Source organism: Nostoc sp. PCC 7524 (assembly GCF_000316645.1).
Lineage (GTDB): Bacteria > Cyanobacteriota > Cyanobacteriia > Cyanobacteriales > Nostocaceae > Trichormus.
In genome coordinates, this window is sequence record NC_019684.1 from 4,767,082 (window position 1) to 4,785,381 (window position 18,300).

18 protein-coding genes and 1 pseudogene are annotated in these 18,300 nt (G+C 41.7%); 11 read left to right on the plus strand and 8 right to left on the minus strand.

Annotated features, from left to right (window positions below):
• Positions 1–4: 4 nt before the first annotated feature.
• From NOS7524_RS19200 to NOS7524_RS31210, 3 genes and pseudogenes are all read left to right on the plus strand, one after another.
• Positions 5–754, plus strand: coding sequence for a biliverdin-producing heme oxygenase (locus NOS7524_RS19200; protein WP_015140144.1), 750 nt, complete (start codon positions 5–7; stop codon positions 752–754).
• Positions 755–859: 105 nt separating this feature from the next.
• A complete protein-coding gene (gene hemN / locus NOS7524_RS19205) occupies positions 860–2,257 on the plus strand; it encodes an oxygen-independent coproporphyrinogen III oxidase (protein ID WP_015140145.1) in 1,398 nt (465 codons plus the stop codon).
• Between the two features lie 11 nt (positions 2,258–2,268).
• Positions 2,269–2,337 (plus strand): annotated as a pseudogene (locus NOS7524_RS31210) (IS607 family transposase); the annotation flags it as partial.
• 63 nt (positions 2,338–2,400) lie between these two features.
• Here the strand turns inward: NOS7524_RS31210 and prmA are convergent.
• From prmA to NOS7524_RS19220, 4 genes are all read right to left on the minus strand, one after another.
• Entirely contained in the window at positions 2,401–3,321 is a 921-nt protein-coding gene (gene prmA, locus NOS7524_RS19210; protein ID WP_015140146.1) for a 50S ribosomal protein L11 methyltransferase, read from the minus strand.
• A 38-nt stretch (positions 3,322–3,359) separates the two neighbouring features.
• Entirely contained in the window at positions 3,360–3,491 is a 132-nt protein-coding gene (locus tag NOS7524_RS31030) for a hypothetical protein (RefSeq protein ID WP_268741969.1), read from the minus strand.
• A gap of 110 nt (positions 3,492–3,601) precedes the next feature.
• On the minus strand, positions 3,602–5,182 hold the full coding sequence (gene serA, locus NOS7524_RS19215; protein ID WP_015140147.1) for a phosphoglycerate dehydrogenase: 1,581 nt from the start codon (positions 5,180–5,182) through the stop codon (positions 3,602–3,604).
• A 533-nt stretch (positions 5,183–5,715) separates the two neighbouring features.
• A complete protein-coding gene (locus NOS7524_RS19220) occupies positions 5,716–7,194 on the minus strand; it encodes a site-2 protease family protein (protein ID WP_015140148.1) in 1,479 nt (492 codons plus the stop codon).
• Positions 7,195–7,383: 189 nt separating this feature from the next.
• Here NOS7524_RS19220 and NOS7524_RS19225 point away from each other — a divergent pair, with 189 nt between their 5' ends.
• Entirely contained in the window at positions 7,384–8,070 is a 687-nt protein-coding gene (locus NOS7524_RS19225) for an MBL fold metallo-hydrolase (RefSeq protein WP_015140149.1), read from the plus strand.
• Between the two features lie 381 nt (positions 8,071–8,451).
• Here the strand turns inward: NOS7524_RS19225 and ctpA are convergent, their stop codons facing one another.
• Positions 8,452–9,705 carry a carboxyl-terminal processing protease CtpA gene (gene ctpA / locus NOS7524_RS19230; protein ID WP_015140150.1) on the minus strand — a complete coding sequence of 418 codons (1,254 nt, stop codon included), beginning with the start codon at positions 9,703–9,705 and terminating at the stop codon, positions 8,452–8,454.
• A 366-nt stretch (positions 9,706–10,071) separates the two neighbouring features.
• Here ctpA and petB point away from each other — a divergent pair, with 366 nt between their 5' ends.
• The 6 genes from petB to NOS7524_RS19260 all read left to right on the plus strand — a co-directional run bounded on the left by petB (position 10,072) and on the right by NOS7524_RS19260 (position 15,300).
• On the plus strand, positions 10,072–10,719 hold the full coding sequence (gene petB, locus NOS7524_RS19235) for a cytochrome b6 (RefSeq protein ID WP_010997571.1): 648 nt from the start codon (positions 10,072–10,074) through the stop codon (positions 10,717–10,719).
• Between the two features lie 210 nt (positions 10,720–10,929).
• The gene (petD, locus tag NOS7524_RS19240; RefSeq protein ID WP_015140151.1) at positions 10,930–11,412 is read left to right on the plus strand and encodes a cytochrome b6-f complex subunit IV; all 483 of its coding nucleotides are present in this window, start codon (positions 10,930–10,932) and stop codon (positions 11,410–11,412) included.
• Positions 11,413–11,706: 294 nt separating this feature from the next.
• Positions 11,707–12,135: an ATP-binding protein gene (locus NOS7524_RS19245; RefSeq protein WP_015140152.1), complete on the plus strand. Its 429-nt coding sequence runs from the start codon at positions 11,707–11,709 to the stop codon at positions 12,133–12,135.
• A gap of 246 nt (positions 12,136–12,381) precedes the next feature.
• Positions 12,382–13,386: a GDP-mannose 4,6-dehydratase gene (locus NOS7524_RS19250; protein ID WP_015140153.1), complete on the plus strand. Its 1,005-nt coding sequence runs from the start codon at positions 12,382–12,384 to the stop codon at positions 13,384–13,386.
• 197 nt (positions 13,387–13,583) lie between these two features.
• On the plus strand, positions 13,584–14,735 hold the full coding sequence (locus NOS7524_RS19255; RefSeq protein ID WP_015140154.1) for a glycosyltransferase family 4 protein: 1,152 nt from the start codon (positions 13,584–13,586) through the stop codon (positions 14,733–14,735).
• A gap of 193 nt (positions 14,736–14,928) precedes the next feature.
• Complete coding sequence (locus NOS7524_RS19260) at positions 14,929–15,300, plus strand: hypothetical protein (protein ID WP_015140155.1); 372 nt, start codon at positions 14,929–14,931, stop codon at positions 15,298–15,300.
• A gap of 122 nt (positions 15,301–15,422) precedes the next feature.
• Here the strand turns inward: NOS7524_RS19260 and NOS7524_RS19265 are convergent, their stop codons facing one another.
• The 3 genes from NOS7524_RS19265 to NOS7524_RS19275 form a co-directional block, all read right to left on the minus strand.
• Positions 15,423–16,169 (minus strand): DsbA family protein, encoded by a 747-nt coding sequence (locus NOS7524_RS19265; protein ID WP_015140156.1) that lies wholly within the window; start codon positions 16,167–16,169, stop codon positions 15,423–15,425.
• 68 nt (positions 16,170–16,237) lie between these two features.
• On the minus strand, positions 16,238–17,092 hold the full coding sequence (locus NOS7524_RS19270) for a sulfurtransferase (protein WP_015140157.1): 855 nt from the start codon (positions 17,090–17,092) through the stop codon (positions 16,238–16,240).
• Between the two features lie 428 nt (positions 17,093–17,520).
• Complete coding sequence (locus tag NOS7524_RS19275; RefSeq protein WP_015140158.1) at positions 17,521–17,895, minus strand: hypothetical protein; 375 nt, start codon at positions 17,893–17,895, stop codon at positions 17,521–17,523.
• A gap of 229 nt (positions 17,896–18,124) precedes the next feature.
• On the opposite strand from NOS7524_RS19275, the gene NOS7524_RS30200 reads away from it, so the two are divergent.
• Positions 18,125–18,262, plus strand: coding sequence for a hypothetical protein (locus tag NOS7524_RS30200; RefSeq protein WP_015140159.1), 138 nt, complete (start codon positions 18,125–18,127; stop codon positions 18,260–18,262).
• Positions 18,263–18,300: the final 38 nt, after the last annotated feature.

Here is an 18,300-nt window from a genome sequence, read left to right on the forward strand (position 1 = left end):
CATCATGAGTAGCCATTTAGATGTGAGTTTACGGGAAGGAACAAAACATTCCCATACCTTGGCGGAAAACACCGCGTTTATGAAATGTTTCCTCAAAGGGATTGTAGAAAAAAGCTTTTTCCGTAAATTGCTGGCGGATCTCTACTTTGTCTATTGTGTTTTAGAGGCAGAATTACAGCAATATCAAAATCATCCAGTTGTAGGTTTGATGTACTTTCCTGAATTGAATCGTCAGGCGAATTTAGAGAAAGATTTAGCCTATTATTACGGTGAAAATTGGCGAGAGGAAATTACACTTTCTCCGGCCGGAAAAGTTTATGTTAATCGCTTGCGGGAAATAGCCAACACCCAACCAGAATTATTAATTGCTCATGCTTATACCCGCTACATGGGAGATTTATCTGGTGGGCAAGCACTGCGAAATATTGCCCGTTCTGCGATGGATTTACCAGCAGATCAAGGCACTGCAATGCACGAATTTGAACAAATTCCCACCCTAGAAGCAAGACGGGCGTTTAAAGAAAAGTACCGTCAGGCTTTGAATTCTTTGGCTATAGATGAAGCCATGATTCAGAAAATCGTAGACGAAGCTAACTATGCCTTTGCCCTGAATCGGGATGTAGTTCATGAATTAGAAGCAGATGTGAAAGCTGTAGTTGGTGATCATATCTTTGACTTGATGACTCGCCAAAATAAACCGGGTAGTACAGAACATACTCCTGAAGAAAGCAAGGTACTGAATTACAGTATTTAGAGTGCGGAGTGTGGAGTGCTGAGTTAAAAATTTTGACACGTTTGTAGTAAGGACTAAAGTCCTTACTACGAACTTTTAATTACGAATTACGATTTAGCAATTTTTATGAACTTTCTGTCACAAACTGTTAAATTTGATGCTGAATTGCTGAAAAAATACGATCAGCCTTTACCACGCTACACTAGCTACCCTCCAGCGACGGAGTTAACTGAGGATTTTCAACAAGCTGAATTTAAAGCTGCTATCGCTGTTGGGAATTACAAAAAAACACCCCTATCTTTGTATTGCCATATTCCCTTTTGTGAAAGTGCCTGTTATTTCTGTGGTTGTAATACTATCATTACCCCAAATAAAACACTGGCTGAACCTTATCTGAATTACTTGATTCGTGATATTCAGCAAGTAGCATCTTTAATTGATCATCAACGTAGTGTTCAACAACTGCATTGGGGTGGTGGTACTCCTAACTATTTATCTTTGCGTCAAGTTGAGACTCTTTGGCGCACCCTGAATCATTGTTTTGATTTTGATGATGATGCGGAAATTTCCATTGAAGTCAATCCCAGGTTTTTAGACAGAGACTACCTCTTTGCTTTGAAAGATTTGGGTTTTAATCGGATTAGTTTTGGTATTCAAGATTTTAATTTCCAAGTACAGCAGGCTGTTAACCGTATTCAGCCAGAAAAAATGCTGTTTCAGGTAATGGATTGGGTGCGTGATGCTGGGTTTAGCAGTGTCAATGTTGACTTAATTTATGGGTTGCCTTATCAAACTCTAGAGACTTTTAAAAGTACAGTCCGCAAGACAATTGAACTCAACCCAGATCGGATTGCTGTGTTTAACTTTGCTTATGTACCTTGGTTAAAACCAATTCAACGTTTAATTCCCCAAGACGCACTACCGTTAGCTAGTGAAAAACTCGATATTTTGCGGATGTCAATTGAGGAATTAAGCACCAATAGCTATGTTTTCATTGGCATGGATCATTTTGCTAAACCGAATGATGAATTAGCGATCGCCCAACAAAACGGTCAACTACATCGTAACTTCCAAGGCTATACAACCAAACCAGAATCTGATTTATTAGGCTTTGGCATGAGTTCAATTAGTATGCTGCATGATGTGTATGTGCAGAATCATAAACGGTTAAAAAATTACTATCAAGCAATTAATAGTGATGAATTACCTATTGAAAAAGGAGTAAAACTAAATCAAGATGATATTATTCGCCGCACAATAATTATGGAATTGATGTGTCAATTTCAACTTTCACTAGATAACATCGAAGAAAAATATCATCTGCACTTTGATAGTGATTTTGCAGAATATTTTCAAAAAGAACAATTACAACTGCGACTATTAGAAGCCGATGGTTTAATTCAACTTTCTCCAAATCATATTGAAGTCACACCAAGCGGACGATTACTTATCCGCAACATCGCGGCTGTATTTGATGTCTATCTGCGTGAACGGACAAGTGGTGGTTTTTCTAAAGCAATTTAAAAAATTGGGTAGGCACTGAAATTGTAATTATTAACCGAACTGAAGATTCTACTTTTGAAGAAGATTTAGATCAAGATATTTAGCCCATGATGTAAACTTACCACCCACTCAGGTCAAACCATCAATGTAAAAACTGCTTACTTTTAAGAACGGCGCACATTTAAGCAACACCATTCTTTCCGCTTCCACATGGTAGCTACAACCCAGCCATGTTTTTCTAAAGCATCAGCAACAGATTTTGATTGCTCAACTAAAATTCCGCTAAAAATTGCCCACGTACTTTGTTTAGCAATCTCAGTTATTTCTGGTACTAATTGAATAATCACATCAGCTAAAATATTGCAGACAATCCCATCTACTGGCCTGTCAATCAGTTTTTTGAGAATATCTACACTACCTTCTGCTGGTACTAGGCGTTCTGGACTAACGTCGTTGAGTGTGCGATTACTAAAAGTTGATTGTACAGCTAAGGGATCAGTATCCACTGCATAAACCTTCTCTGCTCCCAATAGCACTGCCCCAACGGAAAGGATACCAGAACCACAACCAATATCCGCAATGATGACAGGCGATCGTTTACCACCTTTACCCATAAAAGATTGGGGAACTTCACTCAGACGCATTTCTAGAGATTCTAGACATAGCTGAGTGGTGGCGTGATTGCCTGTACCAAATGCCACACCAGGATCAAGGCGAATTACCAACCTGTCTAAATTTTCGGGTAATGGTAGCCAAGCGGGGTTAATTAGGAAGCGATCGCCTATTTCCTGGGGTTGCCAATATTGCTTCCAACTACTTGCCCAATCTTCTTCATCTATGATCTGCCAATTTAGGCTAGGGATAGATAATCCTACACACAGCGCATCTTGCCTTAACAATAACCCCAAAGCCGCCAAATCGATTAGCTGCGCTTGAAATGAAGGTAAGTAACCTTTGACAAGGCAAGAATTTCCTTGAATTTCGCTAGCTGTACCCCGACAGCCAAAATCTTCCAGTCGCCAAGACACCGAGTCCTCTAAGGCTGGTTCACATAAAACCTGTAATTCCCACCAAGTGTTTGCCATTGTTTCAGTGCTGAGTTCTGTTAGCGGTAGCGCGGCGTTTAGCTGGTGCTGTTAGCGGTAGCGCGGCGTTTAGCCGGTGCTGAGTAGAGATGCGATGAGTCCCATCTATATAAGAGTAATAAGTTACCGTCTCGATCACTGTGTGCTGAGTAAGAGTGTGAGATAGTCATGAGTTATTTTCCACTCCTAACTTTTTCCTCCACTCAGCACACTGTTCATCGCCCCACTATGGCTAACACTACTCAGCACGCTGCTCACGCCCCGCTTCGCTAACAGCACCTTATAAAGTTACTGTATACGCGTCGCGGATTCCAGGGACTTTGGTAATCTCCGCTAAAATCCCCTCTGGTAAGGGATCATCAATGCTGAGAGCCATAACCGCATCACCACGGACGATTTTGCGGCCTACCTGCATACTGGCAATATTGACATTAAAGCTACCCAGTAGGGAACCGAGTTTGCCAATAATTCCTGGCATATCGCGGTGCAAGGTGAACAGCATATACTTGCTGGGTGGAACGTTAATCGGGAAACCGTCAACGTCAGTGAGGTGAATTTCTTTATCACCTAACAATGCACCTGTGACGGAATGAGTACCTAAAGTACCTGTAGCTTCCAGACGTAAAGAACCGGCGTAGTCACGCGCCGAAGCGTCGCGGGTTTCAATGACTCGAATTCCCCGTTCTTTGGCTTCGATGTTGGCGTTAACGTAATTTACCCGTTCTCGGAGGGCTTGGTAAAGCAAACCTTTGAGAGATGCAATCACTAAAGGTTGACTCTTGTTAGTTGCCAATTCCCCTTGTAAGCGGACATTGAGCAATTCTACTCGACCACCTGCTAGCTGTCCTACTAATTTCCCCAAGGTTTCTGCTAGCTCCATATAGGGCTTGAGTTCTTCCAAGACATCGGGGCCGAGTCCGGGGATGTTAACGGCGGAACGGGCTGGTAAACCTAAAAGTACGTCACGGATTTGTTCGGCTACGTCAATCGCCACGTTCACTTGGGCTTCGGTGGTGGATGCGCCTAGATGGGGGGTAAGGATAATTTCTTTGCCGAGCGATCGCAATTCTGATTCACCCAATGGTTCAGACTCGAACACATCCAAAGCTGCACCTGCGATTGTCCCTGCTTTAATCGCTGCGGCTAAGGCAGTTTCATCAATGATCCCACCACGAGCGCAGTTGATAATCCGGGCTGTGGGCTTCATTTTTGCCAAGGTTTCGGCATTGATCAGGTGGGTAGTTTCTGGGGTTTTGGGGATGTGCAGGGTGATATAGTCTGCCTGCTGCATCAGCAAATCTAAATCTACCAACTGACAACCTATTTGTTCTGCCCGTTCTGTAGAGATGAAGGGATCGAAAGCTAGTAACTTCATCCCCATAGCTTTGGCAACTGTGGCTACATGAGAGCCAATTTTACCCAAGCCGACAATACCAAGAGTCTTTTTATATACTTCTGCACCCACAAAGGTTTTGCGATCCCACACACCGCTTTTCACAGAAGCATTTGCATCGGGAATGTGACGTGATAAAGACAACATCATTGCTAGAGCGTGTTCCGCCGCAGCAATGGTATTACCTTCCGGGGAATTAACTACAACAATTCCTCGGCGTGTAGCAGCAGGCACGTCAACATTATCCACGCCCACGCCAGCCCGACCGATAATTTTTAGTTGAGTCCCGGCTTCAATAATTTCTTGAGTAACGCGTGTACCAGAGCGAATCATTAACGCGTCATACTCACCAATAATTTCTATTAGTTCTGCTGGTTTAAGACCTGTATTGACATCAACAGTAGCAACTTGCGAGAGAATGTCAATCCCAGCCTGGTCAATAGGATCGGAGACGAGAACCTTGGACATGATTACATCATTTATAAGTTAGAAGTTTTGCTGCACAAGACTTTTTAGTTTAGTCTTTATTCGTGGCAATTCAGCAAAAATATTCTGAGTGCTGTTAGCGGAGGGTGGCGTTTAGCAGTGTTCTGAGTAAATATTACTAGATTCTAGTCTCTTTTTCATTACTTATCGGTGTACGCAGTTGATAACTGCTGCTGCCTAACTCACTGAGGATATTGGCTCTCCCAGACTTGGGTTGATAAATTAACACTAAAAAATGGCTCAAACGATTGATATAACAAGGTTTCGCTAAAACAAAATCAAGAATTTAATAAAAATTCACTTTATTACTCTTGAATCCCAAACTATGTAAGGATTTAACCTGATATTAAGTATTAATTTGTTATAGCTAGTCTAGGAGAGCCAGGATATTTAGCTATTTACACCATCCTCCGGGTAAATGATAAACCATCAGCAGCATCAACAATCTATATATTTGTTAATCGTTACGAGGTATGCCTCCGGTGGGCGGAAAGGCATGGACTGGTTTTTTGGGGTTAAAGTTGTAATAAATTAGCGATCGCCTGTGGCATTGGCAAGATAATCATCACCAACACAGCCATTGCTAATAAACCTAAAATGTCACGTTTATTGTCTAGTTCCGTGACATCATTTAAGGCTGGTTCATCAACCAATGGAATAAACAACAAAATAATTGCCCAGACAAAGAATTCTGGTTGAACTAAAGACAGTAGTAACAGCAACAACCGGGAAATTTGACCTATCAACATAGCGGTTCTTTGTCCAAACATAGCATGAACAATGTGACCACCATCTAGTTGTCCCACGGGCATGAGATTTAAAGCTGTGACGATTAATCCCAAAAAACCAGCTACAGCGACTGGATGCAAATCAATAGCTGATTTTGGTGTTAATGCACTACCCAAAGCTAACTTAGAAATTAATCCTAAAAGAATGGAATATTTAGGATTAAGTGCATCGGGATTTAAAAGACCCATTTTTTCATTTAAGGGAACCACATCCGAGTGAGCTAAACCCCAAATGATTAAAGGTAATGTAGCAATAAATCCAGCAATAGGCCCGGCAATACTCACATCAAATAAAGCTTTGCGGTTGGGTATGGGACTCCGCATTTGAATAAATGCCCCAAAGGTTCCCAAGAAAAAAGGTATGGGAATAAAATAAGGCAACGTTGAGCGAATTTTGTAGTATCTTGCTGTTAAATAGTGTCCTAATTCGTGGATACCCAAAATCGTCATCAACCCTAAAGCATAGGGTAATCCTTGCAACAGGATTTTGGGATCAGAAGTGAGAGTTGTCGGATTAAGACCAGCAATTCTTATTCCTACCAAAGTGGTAGTTACTAAAGTAGCTAATACAAGTAATAAAGCTAATCCTGGTCTGGTTAATTTTTCTGATTTTTTAACATTGCCTTCTTTGACTGCTTGAGCATTAGGAACTAGCACAAAGAAGGGTTTACCATTAAAACCTTCTTGAAAAATAATCAAGAAGCGATCGCCAAATTGTGATTCAATATTTGCCCGAATCTGTTGATAAGCCTGAATAGGCGTGGTTCTCAACTGACCACGACAAATGATTGCCTGGGGTCTATACTCAATGTTTTGAATATAGTAAATAGACCAGGGAAAACAATTTCGCAGTTGGGTTTCTTCTGTCGGTTCAATAGGACGCACAGGCACTGGTTCTGCGGTAGGATTAATAGCTGATTGTGATTCTGAGGGTTGGGGTTGAGTCTGTGTATCTTTTGGCGATCGCCGTCCCCACTGAAACAAGAGCCAGTATAACAAAAGGCAGACGATTGACGGCCAAATGATCAGTGATGGGGGTGGAGGTTGTTTTACGCCATACATCAATGTCCAGCCACTGAGTAACAATGCTGGTGTCATTAACACCAGCCACAATAACCAGATGGGTGTACGGGTGATGTTAGCAACACTGCGTTGCACCATTAAATACGTCGCTATTCCCAATAGCAGGAGAAACCAGAATGTCATTTGTTCTTAGGTAATTTAGAAAAAATGCCCCTTTTGTAGTAATAGCAGCATAGCCTTGACTACAAAGCAGACCTTTAACCCCATTGTTGTATACAACAGCTAACAGGGTTGTTTAACTCTTAAGATTTAATTCTTAAGCTATTTAAATCTGTAATCACAATTTGACAACTCCTCAGTTTTGATTTTTTCATGCACCCCTTACCACAACAGCCAAGTCATACAACTAAGTCCCCACGGGTTGTTTTGCAGAATATTTTTGCCTTTCCACCAAATCGGGACACCTTGGGGGGTACTTCTTACTTCATTGTAAGAAACGAAGGGAATATCCTCATAGATTGCCCTGCCCTTGACCAAATAAATCAAGATTTTTTGCGATCGCATGGGGGTGTACGCTGGTTATTTCTCACCCATCGCGGTGCTATTGGTAAAACAGCAGAAATTCAGCAAAATTTTGGTTGTGAGGTAGTAATTCAAGAGCAAGAAGCCTATTTATTACCAGGATTGACAGTCACTACCTTTACTCAAGAACTGATATTAGATGACAAAACCAAAGTAATTTGGACACCAGGGCATTCTCCCGGCTCATCTTGTCTTTACTACAGTGAACTCGGCGGCATACTATTTTCTGGTCGTCATTTAGTACCCAACCAGCAAGGCGAACCAGTACCATTACGGACAGCAAAAACTTTTCACTGGCCAAGACAAATTAAGAGCCTGCAAGCATTATTAGAAAACTTTACACCAGAGACTTTGCAATATATTTGTCCTGGTGCGAACACTGGTTTTCTCAGAGGTAAGCGTGTCATTGAGCAAGCCTACCAACACCTCAAATCTCTGGATTTACAAACTTTGTTACAGACACAACCAATTTTGTGAAGAGACTAGAGATGGGAACATCAAAAAATAAATTATCCCAAATTGATGGTTAGTAGGGTGCGTCAGTATGAATAATTTCTTGAGTCAGCTAGGTATTCTCGCACTGACGCACTCTACATTTTGGATAATTTACGCCGTGTGCAACTTTCTCTCAAACCTAACCCCCAACCCCTTCCCTACATAGCTTGCTTCTCCGAAGGAGTGGGAAGAGGAGCAAGAATCAAAGCCTCTCTCCTTGCAGGGGAGAGGTTTGGAGAGGGGTTTCAAAAATAAGTTGCACATCGCGTTAATTTTTTATCTGGAAGTCCCGATAGGGAAAATGAGATGCGACAGCAGAGGAGAGTTTTTCTTTCCCAATCCCCAATCCCCAATCCCCAGTCCCTAACTCCTACTCCCCAAACCAGCCACAACAGAACTTTTTCCTAACAGTTCCAGTGCTGATTTGTACTGTAAGTCTGCCTCTGTGGCAATCTGTTCACGGGTGATGGGTTGTTGAGCAATAACTTGATCAGGCTTAATACCTAATTTATTAATATCCCGGTGATTGGGAGTTTCATACTTGGCAATAGTCACCGCCAAGCCAGAACCATCAGAAAGTTCAAATAAAGATTGAATTAAACCTTTACCAAAGGTAGTTTCGCCTAGCAATTTGGCACGACCATTATCTTGGAGTGCGCCGGCTAAAATCTCGCTAGCACTGGCAGTTCCTTGATTGACTAAGACTATCAACGGATCATCTGTCAAAGCTGGGCCGAAGGCTTCAAAACTGCCTTGAATGCCTTGGCGATTGACGGTGTAGACTATCGTGCCAGAATCTAACCACAGACGGGCAATTTCTATGCCAGCTTGCAGTAAACCGCCAGGATTATTTCGCAAATCTAGAATATAGGCATCAGCCCCTTTTTTCTCTAAACTAGATATGGCGTGTGCTAACTCTGTAGAGGCGTTGGCATTGAATTGTGTCAGGCGCAGATAGCCGATAGATTTACCTTGGGGAGAAGTGCGTAATTCCGCCACAACAGGGTTAAGAGCAATGCGATCGCGCACTAATCTAACTTCCTTTTCTCCTTCTCCGTCGCGTTCAATCAACAGTGTGACTAGACTACCAATCGGGCCGCGCATCCTAGCGGCAGCCTCATCTAGAGTTAAATTTTCTGTAGAAAATCCTTCAATTTTGAGAATGCGATCGCGTGATCTAATTCCCGCTTTATCTGCTGGTGAACCCTCTATGGGAGAGACTACTTCCAATTTTCCAGTTTGGGGATTGAGGGCTATTTGTAAACCCACACCAGTCAATTCGCCGGAAGTATTCACCTGTAAACTCCGGTATTGCTCAGGGTCTAAAAACCGGGTAAAAGGGTCATCCAGGCTCTTGAGCATATTCTGAATGGCCACATAGGTAGCTTTTTGGTCTTTAAAGGGCTTCTCCAGTGCTTTCTGCCTTACTGCTGCCCAGTTTTGATGATTAAATGTATCGTCCAGATAGGTACGATTAACTATGCGCCAAACTTCGGAAACTAATTTTTGTTCCTCTGTCAATGCGTTTGCTGGTTGCATCAGTGCGCCAAAAACTAAACCAAAAGCCACCAATATTGAAAATCCTAGCCGCAAAACCCGTTTGTGCATAAACCCCATTTTCAGTTTTACCTCAACCCAAATTGCCTAGAATTGCCCAGTTGACCCTTCTTGGATGAAATCTATCTCTCGACTATGTTACTTTTTTTATAGAAGTGGTGCATTCTTCTCATCAAATTGTTAAGGCAACTGATGCGATGTATGCCCCTGATAAAAGGATATGATCTACTTTGTAGCCGCTATTCTTTAGGTTGGCTTGCAAAGAGAACGCAATATATTCCATATTTACAGAGTGTTAAGTTTATAAACTTTTAGCACTCTCAAAGCTCAAAAGCAAACAGACAAAATCCTCTTAAGAGAAAATCCCAAAATTGCCAATTGGGAGATTGAATCAACCGCAACCGATTTTTAGGAACTTGAGATTGTATGGCCAACGTTTACGACTGGTTTGAGGAACGCTTGGAAATTCAGGCGATCGCTGAAGATGTCACCAGCAAGTACGTCCCTCCCCACGTCAACATCTTTTACTGTCTAGGTGGTATTACCCTCGTTTGCTTCTTAATCCAGTTCGCTACTGGATTTGCGATGACTTTCTACTACAAGCCCACCGTTGCTGAAGCTTACTCTTCAGTGCAGTACATCATGAATGAAGTTAACTTCGGTTGGCTGATTCGCTCCATCCATCGCTGGTCTGCCAGCATGATGGTGTTGATGATGATTCTGCACGTCTTCCGGGTTTACCTAACTGGTGGTTTCAAAAAGCCCCGCGAATTGACTTGGGTAAGCGGTGTCATCCTAGCTGTAATCACCGTTTCCTTCGGAGTTACAGGCTATTCTCTGCCTTGGGACCAAGTTGGTTACTGGGCTGTGAAAATCGTTAGTGGTGTACCAGAAGCAATTCCCGTAGTCGGTGTACTCATCTCCGATTTGCTGCGCGGTGGTTCTAGTGTCGGTCAAGCAACCTTGACTCGCTACTACAGCGCCCACACCTTCGTTCTACCTTGGTTAATTGCGGTCTTCATGCTGTTCCACTTCTTGATGATCCGTAAACAAGGTATTTCCGGCCCCTTGTAATCACAGCAGCACTCAGTTACAAGAATGAGTCGTTTGCTTTAAACTGATGGAAAATCAGCAATAAATGACTCACAGTTCCCCACAAGAACAAATGCTTGTATTTGAGAGTTAAGGTTGAATAACCAAAAACACAATCGGTTTGCCTAAATTCTCATTGATGGCTGCAATCAAAGCTTTAAGTGAAATTCCAGCAGGAGAGCGCATTTAAACATGGCAACACAAAAGAAACCCGATCTGAGCGATCCTAATTTAAGAGCCAAACTCGCCAAAGGTATGGGTCATAACTACTATGGCGAACCAGCTTGGCCCAATGACCTACTGTATGTATTCCCAGTAGTAATCATGGGTTCCTTCGCTTGTATTGTGGCTCTAGCTGTATTAGATCCTGCGATGACAGGTGAACCAGCAAATCCTTTCGCCACACCATTGGAAATTTTGCCAGAGTGGTATTTGTACCCAGTATTCCAAATTTTGCGATCGCTTCCTAACAAACTGTTGGGAGTATTAGCAATGGCTTCCGTACCCTTGGGATTGATCCTCGTTCCCTTTATTGAGAACGTCAACAAATTCCAAAACCCCTTCCGTCGTCCAGTTGCAACCACAGTCTTCCTGTTTGGAACTTTGGTTACTCTGTGGTTGGGTATTGGTGCTGCTTTGCCCTTAGACAAATCTTTGACCTTGGGATTGTTCTAAGCTTAAGCTAGTGACCAACGAGCTATCTTGACGCTTGTAGGTTTCAAGAGCGCATATCTGAAGTTATGATGTCTAATGACAAGTCACCCTCACAAGTGTATGTGGCATAGAACATCGTTCATATCTTCAGCTTATGTGCTTTTGAAACCCACGAACAAGCGTCAATTTTAGTGAATCCTGGTTTTTTATGAAAATTTTTAATTTTGGATACAAAAATGATTCCAAAATCTAAAATAGACTGAAGAACAGTAAATTACAAAAATTCTTACTCATATTAAATTCAAGCCACGGTCAATGCTTGGCATCATGCAGCAAGACCATCTGACAGTAAAGAGCGAACTAAAGCTCCTCAACAAAGTTCAACAATGGTTTGAGGACTTTTCCCTAAAATACTTATTTCAACTCGGCTGGTCAGAAACCCAACTGTATCGCCTCAATTTAGCATTAGCAGAAGGTTTTACCAACGCAGTTCGTCACGCTCATCGCACTTTGCCACCTGAAACGACCATAGAAATTGAGGCGAGTCTATGGGTTGACAGATTGGAAATTAGAATTTGGGATCACGGTCATCCTTTTAATCCTGACACGATCGCAGAACCAGAGCCAGGTACTCTACAACCAGGAGGTTACGGCTGGTTTCTTCTGCGGCGCTTGGTTGACCGTGTGGTTTATGAGCGTAGCGATGATAGTAGAAATTGTCTAGTAATAATTAAATATTTATAAATATTTCCCCAATCCCCAATCCCCAATCCCCAATCCCTATTTATCAGTATAAACAATAACTTATTGTTGTAGTGGTAATTTCGCATACGAGTTGCAGTTACTACTTTGCTAGAATTGAGCATAACTTTTGTTGAAATTTGCCTAGACGGATATACTAGGCTCTCAAATGCTCAGAAAATCAATCACAGTGTTTTTGCGCTTGCTTACAGTAGCCTTTTACTGCCAACAGAGGAGATAGGGAAAAATATGACTAAGACCGCCCTCATTACAGGAATTACTGGTCAAGATGGCTACTATCTCAGCCATTTGCTCCTCAGTCATGGTTACAGGGTCGTGGGATTAGTATCGCCACACAGACAACCAAATCTGGCAAAATTGGGAAGTTTAGCCAATCAAGTAGAAATTTATACAGTTGATTTAAGAGACAGCGTAGCTTTGTTAAATGCAGTAGAACAACTACGTCCCCAGGAAATTTATAATTTGGCGGCTCCTAGTTTCGTCCCTGACTCTTGGAAAGACCCACTGGGAACCCTTGATTTAATTACTGGTACTGCAACACGACTATTAGATGCAGTCAGACAAGTGGGTTTATCTACACGTTTTTATCAAGCCAGTAGTTCTGAGATGTTTGGGGATGTCTTCTGTTCACCGCAAGATGAAGAAACTTCCTTTCGTCCCAAAAATCCCTATGCAGCCGCCAAACTACACGCTCATTGGACAATGGTACATCACCGTCAGCGTTATGGTTTATTTGCTTGTAGTGGGATTTTATACAATCATGAATCTCCTCTGAGAGCGCCGCAATTTGTCACCCGTAAAGTTTCATTGGCAGCCGCATCAATTAAATTAGGTTTAGCAGATACCTTAGAAATGGGTAATTTAGATGCTAAACGCGATTGGGGTTTTGCTGGAGATTACGTTAAAGCTATGTGGTTGATGCTACAGGCTGAAGAACCAGAAGAGTACGTAATTGGCACTGGTAAACTACATAGTGTGAAAGAATTAGTGTCTATGGCTTTCGAGTGTTTGGGATTAAATTGGCAAAATCATGTAGTCATCAATGATGATTTACTTAGACCAGATGAACATTTTCAACTGGTTGCTAATCCCGGCAAAGCTAAAAGGAATTTAGGTTGGGAACCTGAAATCAGCTTTGAAAGACTTATAGAGACAATGGTACGAACAGATATAGAGCGATTACAACACGATAAATTCGCTCAAATTTCTGCAAAGCAACTGTTGGTAGAATAGGGTGCTGCGGAGGAAGGGAACAGGTGACAGGTGACAGGTGACAGGTGACAGAATTGAAAGCCTTTCATTATAAAGCTTTTAGGATTGTTGGATGTCCTAATCTATATGGCTACTGCTGTGTAATAAATTTTTTTGACACCCCAGTAGTGGTTGTGTATACTATGTAACTTTTATAAACTTATATACTAATTCATACAGTGGCAGAAAAATTAGAATTGGGTGAAAATTCTCGCAAAGTAGCCGATCATCTCTTCGTGTTCTTAGAGATTTTTGCGCTTGAAGGTGGTATTCAATCTTATGTTAAAGATATTTTTCGTGCTTATTTGCAGCTAGATGCAGATTATCAAGCAGAAGTATTTTTGTTACGCGATAACCCGGAATGCTCGAATCCGTATGAGTGCGATCGCTTAAAATTTAATTACTTTCAAAATAATTCACCCCAGAAGGGCAGAATTAAAATGGCTGGGGCATTACTGAAGTATTTATTGCAAAAACGCCCCAAACGGGTTTTCTGTGGTCATATCAGACTAGCTGTAATGATCCAAACCCTTTGCCAACCATTGGGGATTCCTTACACAGTCTTGACCTATGGTAAAGAAGTTTGGGAACCCCTCACTAACCGAGAACAGCGTGCTTTAGCCGCAGCCAGCGATATTTGGACAATTAGCCGCTACAGTCGCGATCGCGCTTGTGCTGCTAATGGTATCAACCCGAACAAGGTGAAAATGCTAGCTTGTGCTATTGATAGCGATAAATTTACCCCTGGTGCAAAGCTACCAGAATTAGTCACCAAGTACGGCTTAACAGATGCCAAAGTGATCATGACAGTAGCCCGACTCTGGTCAGGAGATATATACAAAGGCGTGGATGTGACAATTCGCGCCCTCCCTAAAATCTCCCAGATATTCCCAGAGATCAAATATTTGATTATTGGTCGCGGTGATGATCAACCACGATTAGCCCAGCTAGCCCAAGATTTAGGAGTAAGCGATCGCGTCGTGTTTGCTGGTTTTGTGCCGACAGAAGATCTAATCGCACACTACCGCCTTGCTGATGCTTATATTATGCCCTCTCAAGAAGGCTTTGGTATTGTCTATTTAGAGGCGATGGCCTGTGGTATACCAGTATTGTCTGGTGATGACGATGGTTCAGCCGACCCCGTGCAGGATGGTAAAGTCGGGTGGCGAGTGCCACATCGTGATTCAGAAGCCGTAGCCGCAGCTTGTATCGAAATACTCAAAGGAAAGGATCAACGCTGTGATGGACAATGGCTCAGAGAACAAGCGATCGCTAATTTTGGCATGGTAGCCTTTAGACAGCAGCTTCTGTCCCTACTTCAAAATATATAGTCTTTCACTTTGGATTATGAACTATTGACTATAGGACTTACGCAACTGTTGAGTTTTTCGTCATTCTCAACAGATGTTTAGCATCTGACGCACCCTAAAAGATAGGTTGAGTGTGACACCTCTGTAATTCCTGGACGAATGACTAACAACTAAACTCGCTATCCTAGAAGGAGAGCAAGAATAGTATTTAGAAATGAGCTTTAACAATTCTCAACTGAATCTTTTAAATCTCCGTCCTTGGCTGACTATGTTAGCCATTTTTTGGCTACTGGCTTCATTAGGCTTGGGTTGGTTGGTAAATTCGTTGTTGATTCTGTTTGGATTAATGTTGCTAGTACCCGTGGTGGCGTTTTTCGGTTTTCGTTGGTGGTTGGAACGCAACTTAGTAACAGATCAGTGTCCCGTCTGCCAATATGAATTTACTGGATTAAATAATAGTCAGTTGCAGTGTCCTAACTGTGGGGAACAACTCTCAGTACAAACAGGCCATTTTCACCGCTTCGCACCAGAAGGCACAATTGATATTACTGCCGTTGAAGTGCCAGCCCAGCAGTTAGAAGATTAAAGTGTTGATTAGTTATTGCGATTATTACTTAGTAATAGGGTGCGTCAGTACAGATAATTTCTTGATGTTGCCAAGTTTTATCTGACTGACACACCCTACAAATGATGGGATATTTTAAAAATTTATGCAGCACCAGCTAGTTTACTTTCGATGTCAGATAACTGTACTGCTCCAGAGTAATTTTTACTATTCATGACAAAGAAAGGTGTACCAGGAATTCCTAGTTGTTTACCTAGTTGTATATCTTGTTGAATAGCAACATCAGCGAGTAGGCGATCGCTATTAAATTTTTCCAAGTCTAGATTGAGTTTTTTAGCAATATCTAAATACAAATCTTCACCAAGTTGCTTTTGATTTGTAAATAGGGCATCATGATATTCCCAAAACTTGCCCTGCTGATTTGCCGCCCACGCCGCTTTTGCTGCTGGTATGGCTTGATCATGAATTGGCGCTAAAGGAAAATGTTTGTAAACTAATTTGACTTCATTTTGATGCTTGGCGACTAACTCCTTTAATTGTTGATGGGCTTCTGCACAATAGGGACATTGAAAATCAGAAAACTCAATTAACAAGGTTTTTGACTGAGTTACTCCCACAGTAGGAGAACTAGCAATTACTGCTTGGGGGTTAGTTTGCAAATCCTGCAAAAATACCTGACGGGCTTGATTGACTGTCTGTTGCTGTTGCTGTTGGTATGCTTGCACAGATTCAATAATTACCTCTGGGTGTTCATGAAGAATTTCTAAAACTTGCCGTTCTAACTGGGGATTAATTTTATTGGCTGCTTGTGCGGGAAATGACCAAGCTAAAACTAGACACCATAAGCCGACTATTGCCCAGGTACGTAGAGACTGCCAAAATTGATACATAGTAAAACACTTGAGAAATGAAGATTTCCCTAGTATTCCCTAAAATTACATCCAGCAAAACTAACAAATTAGATAACTCTGCTATCAATTGGTAATGAAAAGTCACGAGACCATTCATTCCAAGAACCAAAATAATTTTTGGCAGAAATTCCAGCCTGTTGTAGCGCCATCAGTGTATTAGCAGCCCTAGAACCTTTAAAGCAGTAAATATATACAAGAGACTCGGAAGTAATACCAACAGATTGACAAATTGCTAAAATTTCTGCTGGTGAACGGAACATGGGTATTCCCGATGCCGATGTCATCAAACGATGCCATTCTAGCCACACAGCATTAGGGATTCTTCCCTTGCGAGGACAAAAATCAGCACCATAGGGAGAAGAACTTAAACCTTGCCATTCATCGCGATCGCGCACATCTAATTTTATAATTGCTGGATTATTGATTGCTTGCAACATCTCGATTGTTGTCACTATCATCTCAACGTTGGGATGCAATCTAAAGATGCTGCTTTCATATTCAGGAACTTCATCAGTAGTAGGTAATCCAGCCGCCAGCCATCCTTGATATCCGCCATGTAAAACAGATACATGAGGACATCCTAAATACTGAAGTAAAAAGGCTGCTCGACAAGATTGGCCGTAACCTTTATCTAAAGCATCCTCATAGACAATTAACCGTTCCGCGCCAGATATTCCTACCTGACTCATAATGTTGGCAAAATACTCTTGCAATTTCTTTAATCCCTCTGGGCAGGAATTGTCTAAAAGATAAGTGAAAAAATCTCTGATATTGATAGATGTAGGAATGTGAGCGACAGCATATTCTTCTGGTGTGCGCGTATCGATAATGACAGTTTGTGGCGATTTTCCTGCTAACAGAGACGTGACTTCTTGAGGAGAAATGAGGAGTTTTGTATTCACGCTTTCATGCTTCTGTTATCTTGTCATTGGGCATTATCGCCTTCACTCAATTGCCCTTTTGGAGTGAAATTTACAGAAGAAGGTACATTAATTGTTATGGAATAACTTTTGTGGCAATGCTTGTTATAAAACTCACTACATTAATTCCGCAAAATTCTAAGGTTAAGGAATTATTTTATAAGCGTTTTAGAGGTTGTTTGAAAATTAGTTGGCTGTGATTTTAGATACTAATTGATCCCCCCTAACTCCCCTTAAAAAAGGAGGGAAAACTTCTTTAAGTCCCCCTTTTGAAGGGGGATTTAGGGGGATCTAAAAGTATTTGATACATCACGGATCTGAAAGTATTTGCATCACTACAGACTGTTCAATAATAGAGACAGGATAAATCGCATCTCTACATGAGGATTTTGGACTGATCAACAAGCGTATTAACTTACGGACTCAGCCAACTTTCTACGGCTGGGACGTTTGCGATCTGATTTTTTCTTCAGTCCCACAGCTTGAGCTTGATCGCTGTCTGAACCGTATTGTCCGCGCACAACTTCTTTCATAGCTAATATTGCATTGTGAAATTCCCATTCTGCTAACCGCACAGCATCAGCAGCAGCACGGTATGAAGCTAGTTTCTCGGTTTCGGTTTGTTGGAAAGTCAACATAGCCTGATAAGCTTGTTGTAATTTACTCGCAGAGGCATCAGCACGGTTTGTTTCATAAGTGCTGATAGTTTGCAAACCGTGGAGTGAGTCAATATCTTGGCTAATAACTTGAGGAGATAGACGGCGGTTTGTATTTTGAATAGGCATTGATATATACGTGTCAAACTCTATCTTTAGAGTATTATTTTAAACATAAAATTGCTTAAGTGAATACACGTAAAATATACAATACAGAATCTAAACTGATAATTTGTCAGGGGATACATTGCCAATGTCAGGCGATACATTTGTTATGTTAGGGGATACATTGGCAATGTTAAGGGATACATTGCCAATGTAAGACGATACATTGCCAATGTAAGGCGATACATTGCCAATGTTAAGCGATCGCTCTTTGTTGGCTACTGATGCAATGCAATTGCAACTGATGCAAGTTATAGGAACACCAGAAAATAATGTATCGGAAATTGACGGTTTGGTAGGGTGCGTCAGTATGAATAATTTCTGGGTATAGTTAGGTTCTATCGCACTGACGCACCTGACATTTGGGAT

Bases quoted from the DNA above. Each gene is read 5' to 3' on its own strand.
- NOS7524_RS19200 (WP_015140144.1), top strand. From the start codon at position 5: ATGAGTAGCCATTTAGATGTGAGTTTACGGGAAGGAACAAAACATTCC.
- hemN (WP_015140145.1), top strand. From the start codon at position 860: ATGAACTTTCTGTCACAAACTGTTAAATTTGATGCTGAATTGCTGAAA.
- prmA (WP_015140146.1), bottom strand. From the start codon at position 3,321: ATGGCAAACACTTGGTGGGAATTACAGGTTTTATGTGAACCAGCCTTA.
- NOS7524_RS31030 (WP_268741969.1), bottom strand. From the start codon at position 3,491: ATGACTATCTCACACTCTTACTCAGCACACAGTGATCGAGACGGTAAC.
- serA (WP_015140147.1), bottom strand. From the start codon at position 5,182: ATGTCCAAGGTTCTCGTCTCCGATCCTATTGACCAGGCTGGGATTGAC.
- NOS7524_RS19220 (WP_015140148.1), bottom strand. From the start codon at position 7,194: ATGACATTCTGGTTTCTCCTGCTATTGGGAATAGCGACGTATTTAATG.
- NOS7524_RS19225 (WP_015140149.1), top strand. From the start codon at position 7,384: ATGCACCCCTTACCACAACAGCCAAGTCATACAACTAAGTCCCCACGG.
- ctpA (WP_015140150.1), bottom strand. From the start codon at position 9,705: ATGGGGTTTATGCACAAACGGGTTTTGCGGCTAGGATTTTCAATATTG.
- petB (WP_010997571.1), top strand. From the start codon at position 10,072: ATGGCCAACGTTTACGACTGGTTTGAGGAACGCTTGGAAATTCAGGCG.
- petD (WP_015140151.1), top strand. From the start codon at position 10,930: ATGGCAACACAAAAGAAACCCGATCTGAGCGATCCTAATTTAAGAGCC.
- NOS7524_RS19245 (WP_015140152.1), top strand. From the start codon at position 11,707: ATGCTTGGCATCATGCAGCAAGACCATCTGACAGTAAAGAGCGAACTA.
- NOS7524_RS19250 (WP_015140153.1), top strand. From the start codon at position 12,382: ATGACTAAGACCGCCCTCATTACAGGAATTACTGGTCAAGATGGCTAC.
- NOS7524_RS19260 (WP_015140155.1), top strand. From the start codon at position 14,929: ATGAGCTTTAACAATTCTCAACTGAATCTTTTAAATCTCCGTCCTTGG.
- NOS7524_RS19265 (WP_015140156.1), bottom strand. From the start codon at position 16,169: ATGTATCAATTTTGGCAGTCTCTACGTACCTGGGCAATAGTCGGCTTA.
- NOS7524_RS19275 (WP_015140158.1), bottom strand. From the start codon at position 17,895: ATGCCTATTCAAAATACAAACCGCCGTCTATCTCCTCAAGTTATTAGC.
- NOS7524_RS30200 (WP_015140159.1), top strand. From the start codon at position 18,125: ATGTTAAGCGATCGCTCTTTGTTGGCTACTGATGCAATGCAATTGCAA.